The organism is Colwellia sp. 6M3, assembly GCF_014077595.1.
GTDB lineage: Bacteria > Pseudomonadota > Gammaproteobacteria > Enterobacterales > Alteromonadaceae > Cognaticolwellia.
Map to the genome: position 1 here is coordinate 1 of NZ_JACGWF010000051.1, position 12548 is coordinate 12548.

Annotated in this window: 11 protein-coding genes; 4 read left to right on the forward strand and 7 right to left on the reverse strand. The window is 38.0% G+C overall.

Annotated elements, in window-relative coordinates; translation table 11 throughout:
• Nucleotides 1-432 precede the first annotated feature (432 nt).
• The gene (mltF, locus tag H4J50_RS11850) at nucleotides 433-1908 is read right to left on the reverse strand and encodes a membrane-bound lytic murein transglycosylase MltF (protein WP_310733267.1); all 1476 of its coding nucleotides are present in this window, start codon (nucleotides 1906-1908) and stop codon (nucleotides 433-435) included.
• A gap of 170 nt (nucleotides 1909-2078) precedes the next feature.
• Here mltF and purL point away from each other — a divergent pair, with 170 nt between their 5' ends.
• Nucleotides 2079-6026: a phosphoribosylformylglycinamidine synthase gene (gene purL / locus H4J50_RS11855; RefSeq protein WP_182256670.1), complete on the forward strand. Its 3948-nt coding sequence runs from the start codon at nucleotides 2079-2081 to the stop codon at nucleotides 6024-6026.
• 131 nt (nucleotides 6027-6157) lie between these two features.
• On the opposite strand, the gene H4J50_RS11860 is transcribed toward purL, so the two are convergent.
• Nucleotides 6158-7048 carry a universal stress protein gene (locus tag H4J50_RS11860; RefSeq protein WP_108455384.1) on the reverse strand — a complete coding sequence of 297 codons (891 nt, stop codon included), beginning with the start codon at nucleotides 7046-7048 and terminating at the stop codon, nucleotides 6158-6160.
• A 300-nt stretch (nucleotides 7049-7348) separates the two neighbouring features.
• On the opposite strand from H4J50_RS11860, the gene H4J50_RS11865 reads away from it, so the two are divergent.
• Both H4J50_RS11865 and H4J50_RS11870 read left to right on the forward strand, forming a co-directional pair.
• Nucleotides 7349-7624, forward strand: a complete 276-nt coding sequence (locus tag H4J50_RS11865; RefSeq protein ID WP_108455383.1) for a hypothetical protein — start codon at nucleotides 7349-7351, stop codon at nucleotides 7622-7624.
• 130 nt (nucleotides 7625-7754) lie between these two features.
• Nucleotides 7755-8429, forward strand: coding sequence for a nitroreductase family protein (locus H4J50_RS11870; RefSeq protein ID WP_182256639.1), 675 nt, complete (start codon nucleotides 7755-7757; stop codon nucleotides 8427-8429).
• A gap of 41 nt (nucleotides 8430-8470) precedes the next feature.
• On the opposite strand, the gene H4J50_RS11875 is transcribed toward H4J50_RS11870, so the two are convergent.
• Together H4J50_RS11875 and H4J50_RS11880 are read right to left on the reverse strand one after the other, a co-directional pair.
• Entirely contained in the window at nucleotides 8471-8683 is a 213-nt protein-coding gene (locus tag H4J50_RS11875) for a hypothetical protein (protein WP_108455381.1), read from the reverse strand.
• 9 nt (nucleotides 8684-8692) lie between these two features.
• Entirely contained in the window at nucleotides 8693-9040 is a 348-nt protein-coding gene (locus H4J50_RS11880) for a ribonuclease E inhibitor RraB (protein ID WP_182256641.1), read from the reverse strand.
• A 205-nt stretch (nucleotides 9041-9245) separates the two neighbouring features.
• Here H4J50_RS11880 and H4J50_RS11885 point away from each other — a divergent pair, with 205 nt between their 5' ends.
• Nucleotides 9246-10112 carry an RluA family pseudouridine synthase gene (locus H4J50_RS11885; protein ID WP_182256643.1) on the forward strand — a complete coding sequence of 289 codons (867 nt, stop codon included), beginning with the start codon at nucleotides 9246-9248 and terminating at the stop codon, nucleotides 10110-10112.
• A 178-nt stretch (nucleotides 10113-10290) separates the two neighbouring features.
• Here H4J50_RS11885 and dapA read toward each other — a convergent pair whose 3' ends face one another.
• From dapA to H4J50_RS11900, 3 genes are all read right to left on the reverse strand, one after another.
• Complete coding sequence (dapA, locus tag H4J50_RS11890; protein WP_404842752.1) at nucleotides 10291-11199, reverse strand: 4-hydroxy-tetrahydrodipicolinate synthase; 909 nt, start codon at nucleotides 11197-11199, stop codon at nucleotides 10291-10293.
• A gap of 63 nt (nucleotides 11200-11262) precedes the next feature.
• Entirely contained in the window at nucleotides 11263-11655 is a 393-nt protein-coding gene (locus H4J50_RS11895) for a hypothetical protein (protein ID WP_108455377.1), read from the reverse strand.
• 31 nt (nucleotides 11656-11686) lie between these two features.
• Entirely contained in the window at nucleotides 11687-12514 is an 828-nt protein-coding gene (locus H4J50_RS11900; RefSeq protein ID WP_182256647.1) for a hypothetical protein, read from the reverse strand.
• Nucleotides 12515-12548: the final 34 nt, after the last annotated feature.

Below are 12548 nucleotides of genomic sequence, written 5' to 3' on the forward strand. Positions count from 1 at the left end.
ATACCAAAATACAGCTACTATAACTGCCTTTACGCTGTAATAAAAAAGTGGGGAGGACAAGCTAAAAAGTAACACTTAATGATATAACGTTATGTAAATTGGCTGATGTTTACGTTAAGCGCTAATAATTAAACTAGCTAACTTTTCAAACTTTGATGGGATCTACAGGTGCAGTTCCACTATGAAATTGATCAGATGCAAACTGGGTATGGCGTCGATTTGCTAACCTTATTTTCTGACGACGTAATGTTCTTTTCCTTTGATTACTTACAAAATACCTTTTAATTTTCATATCAACCTCTTTGGAATACGCATTAACAATATGATAAATAGAGTATCAGGTCTATCGTGTTTACTAAAAAGACCTGATTATAGTTAACTTAGTATCGCCAACCTTTATGACACTTTAATGAAATAAGCAAAAATCCGTATTTACTTTACTTCTTCTACTTCTTCTACTTCTACTTCACTATTCACTGCTAATTCAGTTTTTAGTGCATTTTGTTTAGCCTGATCATCCATCCACGTTAAGGTATCGTAATATCGACGAATATTTTCGACATAGTTAACGGGTTCATCCCCTCTAGCGTAGCCATAACGTGTTTCTTTATAATATTTCTTTTGTTTTAATAGCGGTAAACGCTCTTTTACTTCCACCCAACGGTCTGGGTCTCCACCTTGTTTTTTTGTAATTTTACGCGCGTCATTTAAGTGCCCTAAACCAATATTATAAGAAGCTAAAGCAAACCAAAGCCTATCAGGAGAAGGGACTCGGGCCGGCATGCGTTCGATCATTTGTTTAAAGTATTTAGCGCCACCTCGGATGCTTTGTTCTGCGTCAAGCCTACTTTTAATACCCATTTGCTTAGCTGTTGGCAACGTAAGCATCATCATGCCACGCACCCCTGTGTATGAGCGAGCATGAGGTTCCCAATGCGATTCTTGGTAACTAATGGCAGCTAATAAGCGCCAATCAACATCTTGACCATATCGTTCAAAGAGCGGTTGGTATTTAGGTAATTTTTTTTCAATTGCTTTAATAAACATACGTGTATCAACATAGTTAAATTCTTCTATGTGTCCATAATGTTTATCGTTTAAAGCTAACAAAACACCGTTATGGTGCACTTGACCAAAAAATTCAATTAAGCTGGCAAAAATAGAATCATCGCTATGCTTATTGATCATCCAAGCCAAAGACTCTTCTTTTAGAATTGTAAAACCAATGCTGATTTCAGGATAATAACGGCGACTAATGGCCAAAGTATTGCTGTCTGCAATGGTGTAATCTATTTCATCTAAAAGCACCCGTAACAAAAGCTCTTCACTATCTAACTCACTGGTGGTCGACCATAATAGATCAGGGTTAGATATTTTTAATTGCGCTAAACTTTCAACATGGCTAGATTGTTCAAGGACTTCCAACGTACCGGTTAAGTCCGCTAATTTTCGAGGTCTGATATTGCCCTGCTTAAAAACGAGTTTTTGGCTAACGTTGTCATAGCTTGGTGAGAAGTGATAGTTTTTCAAACGTTCGTCAGTAACAGCTAAGCCTGCAGCGAGTAAATCAACACTGCCATTATCAAGCTGTTGAAATAATTCGTTTAAGTTGTAACTGGGCATCATTTTTAATTCGACACCTAAAAATTGTGCATATTTTTGTGCTAGCTCATATTCAAAGCCAGCAGGCCCTTCAGCATCAAGATAATAGCTAGTATTGCCATAAAGTGTGCCAACCGTTACATAGCCACGATCAATAATTCGTTGCAAATTAGCTGAAGTTTCTTTTGTTTCACACGCCGATAAAAGAAAGATAAATGGCAGTAAAAACAAGGCCAACAGCTTTTTTATATTAACGTTATGAACAAATGATTTTATTTGTTTTTTTATCATAATCCCTATTGTCACGTGAATTGCTATATTTAAAAAGCTATTTTTGCTCTGTAGTGCATTTAGTCATCAGAAAGTTAGTTTGAAATGAGACAAATCGTTTCTATAATTGCCCTATTTAAACTATAATACGCGCGTTTTTTATCCTTAATTAATCTAACCCGGTGAAATAGACTATGTCGATGTTGATGAAAACCTTTCGCGGTGCACCAGCACTATCTGAATTTAGAGTAAACAAGCTACTGAATCAGTGTAGTGAGCTGAAACTGCCCGTTACGGATATCTATGCTGAGTTTACGCACTTCGCTCATATTTCTGAGGCATTAAACGTTGAAGAGACTAACGTTTTAGAACAACTGCTTAAGTATGGACCAACGATTGAAGAGCATGAGCCTGTTGGCCAGTTCTTATTAGTAACTCCACGACCTGGCACTATTTCACCTTGGTCTTCAAAGTCTACCGACATTGCCAACAACTGTGGTTTAAGTAAGGTTATTCGCCTTGAACGTGGTTTAGCATATTATATTAGCACTGAAAATGCCGCGACTTTAACACCTGAGCAACAGTCAACATTAAATAACTTAATTCATGATCGCATGATGGAATTTGTATTTAGTGCGACCACTGAAGCTACAGCCTTGTTTGCTAGCGCTGAACCCGGTGAACTAACGAGTATTGACATAGAACACGGCGGAAAAAATGCCTTAATTAAGGCGAATACAGAGTTAGGACTTGCCTTAGCTGATGACGAAGTTAACTACTTATTTGAAAACTTTACTAAATTGGGCCGAAATCCTCACGACATTGAACTTTATATGTTCGCCCAAGCAAACTCAGAGCACTGCCGTCATAAAATTTTTAACGCTGATTGGACTATCGATGGCGTAAAACAACCTAAATCATTATTTAAAATGATCCGTAATACCCATGAAGTAAACCCTGACTTTGTACTAAGTGCATACAAAGATAATGCAGCGGTTATGGTGGGTAATAAAGGCGGTAGATTCTTCCCAAATCCTGAAACGAATATTTATGGTTATCACCATGAAGATATTCAAATTTTAATGAAAGTTGAAACCCATAACCACCCTACAGCTATTTCACCTTATCCGGGTGCAGCAACTGGCTCAGGTGGTGAAATTCGTGATGAAGGCGCTACTGGCATTGGGTCAAAACCAAAAGCTGGCTTAGTGGGTTTTTCAGTTTCAAACTTACGTATACCAGGTTTTGAACAACCTTGGGAAACAGACTTTGGCAAACCTAATCGTATTGTTTCTGCCTTAGATATTATGACGGAAGGCCCATTAGGTGGCGCAGCGTTTAATAACGAATTTGGTCGCCCAGCTATTTTAGGTTACTTCCGAACTTACGAAGAGCAAGTAAACTCTTTTAACGGCAGCGAAGTGCGCGGTTACCACAAGCCAATTATGCTTGCAGGTGGTTTAGGCAATATTCGTGATGAGCACGTACAAAAGCGTGAAATTGTTGTTGGCGCTAACTTAATTGCTTTAGGTGGCCCAGCAATGAACATTGGCTTAGGTGGCGGTGCTGCTTCTTCAATGGCATCAGGCCAATCGGCTGAAAGTTTAGATTTTGCTTCTGTGCAACGTGAAAACCCTGAAATGGAGCGTCGTTGCCAAGAAGTGATTGATAAGTGTTGGCAATTAGGTGAAGAAAACCCTATTGCTTTCATTCATGATGTTGGCGCAGGTGGTTTATCTAATGCTTTTCCAGAACTAGTTTCTGATGGTGGCCGTGGTGGTGTTTTTGAACTTCGAAACGTGCCTAACGATGAACGTAGCATGGCACCACATGAAATTTGGTGTAACGAGTCTCAAGAACGTTATGTTATTGCCGTATCAGACAAAAATTTAGCAACGTTTGAAAAAATATGTCTTCGTGAGCGCGCGCCTTTCTCTGTGGTTGGTCGAGCGACTGAAGAAGAACATTTAACCGTAACTGACTCACATTTCGCTGGTAATGATAAATTAGATACTCCGATTGATTTACCGCTTGAAGTATTATTAGGCAAAACGCCTAAAATTTTCAAAGACGTTGAATCTAAAGTAGCTAATGGTGATAACTTCAGCGTTGCTGATATCACATTAATTGATGCCGCTGAGCGTATTTTATCACTGCCAACGGTAGCAGAAAAAACATTTTTAATTACCATTGGTGACCGTTCAGTAACCGGTATGGTTAATCGCGACCAAATGGTTGGCCCTTGGCAAGTTCCCGTAGCTGATTGTGGTGTTACCGCTTCTGCGCTTGACTCTTATCATGGCGAAGCTATGTCGTTGGGTGAACGCACTCCGGTTGCTTTATTAAACTTTGGCGCTTCTGCTCGTTTAGCCGTAGCAGAGTCGTTAACCAATATTGCCGGTACTGATATTGGCGACTTAAATCGTATTAAGCTGTCAGCTAACTGGATGTCGCCAGCAGGTCACCCGGGTGAAGATGCTGGTTTATATGAAGCTGTAAAAGCGATTGGTGAAGAGCTTTGTCCTGCATTAGGTTTAACCATTCCTGTTGGTAAAGACTCAATGTCGATGAAAACTAAATGGGACGAGAATGGAACTGAGAAATCAGTAACATCACCTATGTCATTAATCATCACCGCTTTTGGTGTTGTTGAAGACATTCGTAAAACGGTTACCCCTGAACTAAGAATAGATCAAGGTGATTCACGCCTAGTGGCTATTGATTTATCAAAAGGTAAAAACCGTTTAGGTGGTTCATGTTTAGCACAAGTCTATAAACAGCTTGGCAAAGAAACACCTGATGTTGATAGCCCTGAAACTTTAAAAGGTTTCTTCAACGCCATGCAGACCTTAGTGCGTGATGAAAAGCTTATCGCTTATCATGATATTTCAGATGGTGGCTTGTTCACTACTGTTGTAGAAATGGCATTTGCTGGACATACCGGTGTTGATATTGATTTAAGCAAACTCACTTCAGTGTCAGGCAATGATGTCGATGTGCTCTTTAGTGAAGAGCTTGGTGCCGTGATTCAAATCCGCGAAAGCGATGTTGATGCTATTCATGCCGTTTTTGCAGAGTTTGGCATTGAAGATTGTTGCACTGACATTGGTCGCATTAATAACGAAGATACTATTCGTTTTAGCCGCGATGGCGAAGTCGTGTTAGAGAATTCACGTACTTACTACCGTACAACGTGGGCTAAAACTACACATAAAATGCAATCGCTACGCGATAACCCAGAATGTGCACAACAAGAGCATGATGTTAAATTTGATACTGAAGATCCTGGCCTAAATGCTGATTTAAGTTTTGATATCAATGAAGACATTGTGGCTGCTTTAATCGCTAAAGATGCACAAGCTAATGGCACTGAAGTTAGTAATCCTCGTATCGCTATTTTACGTGAGCAAGGTGTTAACTCTCATGTAGAAATGGCCGCTGCCTTTGATCGCGCTGGTTTCATTGCTATTGATGTACACATGTCAGATATATTATCGGGTCGTACTGATTTAGCTAACTTTAATGGCCTAGTGGCTTGTGGCGGTTTCTCATACGGTGATGTTCTTGGTGCTGGTGAAGGTTGGGCAAAATCAATACTGTTCAACAAAAATGCTAAAGCTATGTTCAAAACCTTCTTCGAACGTGAAGATACTTTCTCTTTAGGTGTGTGTAACGGTTGTCAAATGCTGTCAAACCTAAAAGAAATTATTCCGGGTGCTGAAGCATGGCCGCGTTTTGTTCAAAATAAATCAGAGCGCTTTGAAGCACGCTTTAGCTTAGTTGAGATACAAGAAACACCGTCAATATTTTTTGATGGTATGGCTGGCTCTCGTATGCCAATTGCGGTTTCTCATGGTGAAGGTCGTGCAGAGTTTAGTTCTGATGACGCTATTGATAACGCGAATGAGTCTGGCACTGTTGCCATGCGTTACGTGGATAACTATGGTCATATTACAGAAACTTATCCTGCAAACCCGAACGGTTCACCGGATGGTATTACGGCATTAACCACGACTGATGGGCGAGTCACTATAATGATGCCACATCCTGAGCGTGTGTTCCGCACCGTTGCTAACTCATGGCATCCTGATGAATGGCAAGAAGATTCACCTTGGGTTCGCATGTTCCGCAATGCGCGTAAATTTATAGGTTAATTTACCTTTAACTTATCGACTACATTAAAAAAGCGCCTTAAAGGCGCTTTTTTTTAGCCGTTAACTTAAGCTATCACTTAAGCAACCTGTTCACTTTAGCTAAGAAATCAAACTAGCTGCATCCGTGTTGATTACCTAATCTGTTGATTGGTATTACACGTGCTAGCTTTTAAAATCAGAGCATCACAAGCTAAGCCATCAACCACATATTCAGTAGAGTGCCCCTTGAGTAAGTCAATTAAGCCATGGTGTTCACCAGCACCTAAAGTAACAATATCCGCATTATATTTTTTAGCTTCTTGTGGAATAACAAACTCAGGCAGGCCGGGTTCAACATGCATATGGTCGTACTCTACATTATGCGTTGATGCTGTACTTTTAAGGTGACGTAAATGTTCTTGTGGCGGTTCTTCAATGTTTTGTAAAAGTAACTCATCAGCTAAAGAGATACTTGACGTCTCTTGATAACAGTTAATTAAATGTACTTCACTATTTAATAGTTTCGCTAAATACTGACTTTCATCAATCATAAACTGATTAATATTTTGATGCTGCTCTGTAGACTCTTCTGTTTCTAATGCCGCTAAAATATTGCCATTATCTGGCCACTGCGTTTTACCTACAAGTAAGAGGTTAGTATTACCCTCTCGCAATAAATAATGGTTATCTGACCAAGAAAATCCCCACCTAAAATGGGCAGCATGAATATCTTTTATCAATAAATCATAAGACTGTTGGGTAATTTCAGCCAATATTTCTTTATGAGAAAAAGGTGCAGCACAATATTTTATATTAATATCAATGTTCAACGCTGAAAATTTAAAGCCATTAACATTAGGAACGTTTTCAGTATTTTTTTGATAAATTAACTCGAGTTGTTCAGCCAATTCATTATCTTGCTGATTGGCGATAATCGTTAAACTGGCATGCGCTCGTTGTGCCAGTGTTAATGCTTTATGCAATACGGCTTGATTTAGGCCAATATCTTCGGTGATCACCAAAATATTTTTAAAAGTTTTCATTATAAGCCCTATTTATCCCTAAGTAGTTGCTGAATAATTTTAGTCCATTTACAGTATTTCGTTGGTTATTATTCATCCTGAAAGCCTGAACGTTTCTCTTACAACATATTTACTCGTCAACAAGGTGAAAATAAATTTCATAAGTAATTGAAATAAGGGTTCTAAACTTAAAGCGCACCCTGATTTTATGCATTTAGTCTCTTTCATATATTGTTTTTGACTAAAAATTAACTTATATATTCCTATTGAGTTACTTATAATGCTTATTGATGTTCTATAAGTGTACAAAGAAACTAACTTTTGAAATTAGCGATGCCTGTAAAACCGTTCGAATTACAAAAAGCCATGATTGCTGCCTATGTATGGCTGCGGATCACGCTAAGTTATTGTGTTGTAGGTGCTGTTTTAGCCACGCTTATCTCTGCCTATATTCAAGTTACTCATCTCCCAAGTATTAGCTTAATCATGATAGTTTTTTTGTGTTTTGGTATGTATAAAGCGGATAACACACGACGTTCAATTGGGCTCAACAATTATTTCGTAGAGTTATCGAACCAAAAAGACAAAAATATATAAACAGCTCTTTCACCTGCTTTAATCAAATTAATATTAACCAATAATATTCAATATTGTGCCTGTATAAACTTGCCTTATACCTTATTTTATCGATATGCTAACCACAAATAATGATAAGAGTAGTAAGTTTATGAAAACTCATGAAGCTTCGCCTTTAAGCGATTATGTTGAATACCCTGTTGATGAAATGCTGCAGCGTTCAGCTGATTTTTATGAAAATATTAAGCGCCGGCACAGCATTCGAAACTTCAGTAACCGCCCGGTTGCAAAAGCAATAATTGAAAACTGTATAAAGTCAGCAGGTACTGCACCAAGTGGCGCTAATCATCAACCATGGCATTTTGTCGCAATTCATAGTGACGAGGTAAAAAAACAAATACGTGAACAGGCAGAAATTCACGAAAGTAATTTTTACCAAGGTCGAGCAAGTGAAGAGTGGTTAGATGCATTAAAACCACTAGGTACTGATGCTAATAAGCCTTACTTAGAGCACGCTCCATGGCTTATTGCTGTTTTCAGTGAAAAAAAAGGCGGTATAACTATTGAAGAAAAAAATACTAACTATTATGTGCACGAGTCCGTTGGCATCGCGACTGGCTTTTTAATTAACGCTTTGCATACAAGTGGACTGGTTACGTTAACCCATACACCAAAGCCTATGTCGTTTTTAAGTAAAGTCTGTAATCGAGATGAGAATAGCCGCCCTTACATGTTAATAATTGCCGGTTACCCTGGTGAAGATGCAACGGTTCCACACCATGCATCGACAAAGAAAGCATTGGAAGATATCGCAACTTTTCTGTAAAAATACTAAATAAAGCGTTAAGTTTTTTTTAACTTAACGCCTTAAATTACAAAGTCTAATGCAATGTCGGTACAACCTTTGGCACAATACAACCCTGTTGTTTTTTTGTCTTCAGGTAAATTAACTCGAATAAATGTTCCACATTGCGAACATGCGATTTCACGCCCTGCTAACACTTTTTTAATTAACGCTTTTTGATCGTTAAATGACTTAGCACTCACACTTTTTAGTCGCTTAAATTGCTGCTCATCCATTAGATAGCCTTACTTACTTGAGTCTACACAGTACCAACCATCATACTTGCCAGAAAATGGAGTAGCACTCGTCATCAGAAGATCTTGATAAGCGGCAATGTTTTCATAACTTGCCGACATAAATGGATATGCTGTAATTTCCCACGGAAATTTATCATCACCTTGGTAAGGACAAAAAGACAATTTTTGGTTGTTTTCTAACAATAGTTGACCAAACTTTAACGCTTGTTCTTGGTTTGGAAAAATTATAGAAAACTCAAACTCTCGCTCAATAGTTAAATCGTCACCACTGGATAACATATCCCATAAAGCATTACCGACATTATCAAGGGGGAATAACTCTTCGTTACGTTGCATATTGTGTTCTCGTTTTAGTTTTACTAATGTTTACTTTTAATCGGTATTTTATCTTTCTCTGGCGTTAAAAACCAATTCCATTTCACTAAATTTAATCTAAATGGTTTTTTAGGTATAAATGTTGGCATAAGATGCTTTTAGTCATGCCCATTGCGCTCATAAACTTGTTAAACTAACCTGTCCCTATTTATTGAGTAGCTTAGTTTTGAAAAAATTTGAATGTCATATCAATATTGATCGTACGATTAATATAATTGAAGCGCTACAAATTCAATGTGATTTATCGGTAAGTGAAATTAAAAAAGCGATTGATAAAGGCGCATTATGGCATAGCCGCGGTAAAAGTACTCAACGTTGTAGACGTATTAAAAAGAAGTTACATCTCGACGATAAGCTGCACTTTTATTTTGACGAAAGTGTGCTGTCACAAATACCGACACCTGCAACATTAATTGCTGATTTAAGTCACTACAGTGTGTGGTATAAGCCTTATGGTATGTTATCTCAAGGCTCTAAGTGGAGTGATCATTGCACCATAACCCGTTGGGCACAAAAAAATTTACTGCCAGAACGTGCTGTATTCGCTGTTCATCGCCTTGATCGCGCCGCTACGGGTTTAATATTAGTTGCTCACAGTAAACAAGCTGCCAAAGCATTAAGCCTAATGTTTGAACAACATCAGTTAGAGAAAACCTATCAGGTAATTGTTCATGGCGATCACCAGCAACATCCACAGCCAGAAACAGTTGAAGTGGAAATTGATGGTAAAACGGCTCGTAGTCACTTTCTATGCCTTGAATATCAAGAAAAGCAGGATGTATCTTTATTACAAGTAAATATAGAGACCGGACGTAAACATCAAATTCGTATTCACGCGGCGAGTATGGGTTTACCCGTGGTAGGTGATCGTTTGCATGGAAATGCAGCTGAGCGCATCAAACTCGATAATGAGCAATCGGCAATAGACTTACAACTATGTGCTGTAACGTTAGCATTTACCTGCCCAATAAGTCATGAAGAACAGATATTCTCCCTGCCTGAAACGTTACGCCCACAATTGTCGAACCTTTAAGGCTAAACAATAAAATAGCTAGTTATATAAACGTTTGTTATATGTAACAGAACTTTAGGCACTTTAATCATCAAGCTGAAATATGAGTTAACTTACTTGTAAAAAAAAACAGCGAGTAAATACTCGCTGTTTTTTATTTTAACATTAATGACTTACTTAACTTTTTTAATTAGCTTCATTAGCAACAATATGTAAAATCATCATCTGCCATTAGCATCAATTTCTTACCAACTAATTCATCTTTTGACAATTCAGTCAGCAGCGCTAAACCTTGCTCACGTTGTATTTTAGTCATTGCTTTATAAGGCATGCGAAATACTGGAACTACAGCGCCTGTCATCATAAGTGCGGTATTAATAGCAATAGGGTTTGGTTCACAAAAAAGCCATTCCATTAACGGTTGCAAGCGTTGTTGTAAAGCATCATTGGGTGAGTCCATTAACTGTCTCATTAAGCCCGGTACGATATTCGAGGTAACAGAAATAACACCATGAGAGCCATGTTGATGACGCCCAGCTGCACTTTCATCATCGTTGCCTGACCAACAAGCAATGCCTCGCTCTTCATAATAAGCTATGCGTTCATTACCAGTACACTCTTTAACGCCAATAAAATTTTTGTGCTTTGATATCGGTTCGATTAAATCTGGCGTTAAATCCTGCCCTGTACGGCCAGGTACGTTATAAATAAACGCAGGTCCTATATCGAGTAGTTTTTCAAAATGTGCGTTCACACCAGCAAAAGAGCTTCGACCATAATATGGATTAATTTGTAATGTAGCGTCCATTCCTGCTGCAAAGCCATATTGTGTCGCTTTAATAGCTTCTCGGGTGTTGTTACTACCGGTATTGCCAATGATAAGTAAGTCTTGACCGTGTTTATGTACACTGTGTGCAATAAGAATTAAATGCTCTTCCCAAGTCAGTAAATGCCCTTCACCAGTTGTTCCACCTACAATAATACCATCAACACCTGCTTTAATTTGCTCAGCGACTAATTGATCATAGGTATTAAAATCTATATCGCCTTTGACATTAAATGGCGTTTTAATTGCCGTCATTAAACTCGCTGCTTTAAATTGCTTCATCCGAACTCTCAAAAAATGATTAATGGAAACTGGTCTTTGGAAGGCGATTATTTCACTACTGCCTTAACTGAGCGCAATATTATCAATAACTCGACGAAGGATAAACACTTCATTGCTCAAGATGTGTTGATATTCGAAAATTTGGCTATTTAAGGTTAACACTTGATAAGCGTGATAGTTATCATCATGCTCTAAGTCCGCGGCATAGTGCACTTCATTAATGAACTCACTTTTACTAATAGTGAAGTGGATATTACCTACTAAGCCCCAATCACCTGACTCTACCGATTGCTCTGAAACGTTGCCATGATCGTCGTGTTGAATAAATGTAAACTCATAGCGCCCATCAGATGAAATTTCGGCAAACTCGGTAAATAATTGCCCTTCATCATCTCGATCACTGCGATACCACTTACCAAACAAAAGTGCTCGATTGTACGACTGTATCTTGTTCATTTTAAAACGTCTTATTAATTTATAGGGGAAACTATAGGATTGGTGGTGATTCAACTATACCGTATTTATGCTTCATTTCGGCTATTTGTTGGCTGTTTGTATTTAAAAACTGATTAAATTCTTGAATAATTTCAGGATGTAAAATAGAAGAAAAATGAAAAGCATAACGCTCATGCTTAATGTGTTTATTTAAAACAATTGTATCTTCCTCCTTGCCCATCAGTTTAAGCGTATAATCTATCACATTTTTTTCAATATTTATTGCATCAACATTTCCGTATAGCAGGTGTTTAACTAGACTAAATGTAGAGTGAGATTCTACTAATTCGATAGAGTTATTTTGCACTCTATCGATCCAAAGTGTTGGATAGAAACCAAACATAGTTCCTAAACGTTTTATAGCATGTCGGGGTAAGTTTTTATTTTTTTTCAGTACAAAGCTACCCGCGATTAAATACAGTACGGGCTGACTATAGGTAACATTAAGTTTTTGACCCTCAACTGTTCGCCAACGCTCATTATCCGGAAATTTAAAGTCTATATTTTCTTCAACATACCATTTATCGAACCGTTTCACTGGCAGCGAAACAAATTGAAATTTATAGCCTCTATGGTCAAAAAAAGCGCTGAGCAATTCCTTGGTAAAACTCTTTTGGTCAAGTTTCTCAGCGGAAAAGTCATAAAACGGGTAATAGCTGACGTCTTCAACACCAATAATATATTCTTTTACCAGTAACTTACTTTTTGCCTGAGCTGAATCAATAAAAAAACACATTAATATCGCACTTAATGCAAAAGCATTTAATGCCCGAATATTGATAGTTCTTGTTACTTGATTGCCCATTTTATTTACTTGCATTGAACATGTTCGGATTATAGTTTATCTCATAATC

Bases quoted from the DNA above. Each gene is read 5' to 3' on its own strand.
- H4J50_RS11870 (WP_182256639.1), top strand. From the start codon at position 7,755: ATGAAAACTCATGAAGCTTCGCCTTTAAGCGATTATGTTGAATACCCT.
- H4J50_RS11875 (WP_108455381.1), bottom strand. From the start codon at position 8,683: ATGGATGAGCAGCAATTTAAGCGACTAAAAAGTGTGAGTGCTAAGTCA.
- H4J50_RS11860 (WP_108455384.1), bottom strand. From the start codon at position 7,048: ATGAAAACTTTTAAAAATATTTTGGTGATCACCGAAGATATTGGCCTA.
- H4J50_RS11880 (WP_182256641.1), bottom strand. From the start codon at position 9,040: ATGCAACGTAACGAAGAGTTATTCCCCCTTGATAATGTCGGTAATGCT.
- dapA (WP_404842752.1), bottom strand. From the start codon at position 11,199: ATGAAGCAATTTAAAGCAGCGAGTTTAATGACGGCAATTAAAACGCCA.
- H4J50_RS11900 (WP_182256647.1), bottom strand. From the start codon at position 12,514: ATGCAAGTAAATAAAATGGGCAATCAAGTAACAAGAACTATCAATATT.
- H4J50_RS11895 (WP_108455377.1), bottom strand. From the start codon at position 11,655: ATGAACAAGATACAGTCGTACAATCGAGCACTTTTGTTTGGTAAGTGG.
- purL (WP_182256670.1), top strand. From the start codon at position 2,079: ATGAAAACCTTTCGCGGTGCACCAGCACTATCTGAATTTAGAGTAAAC.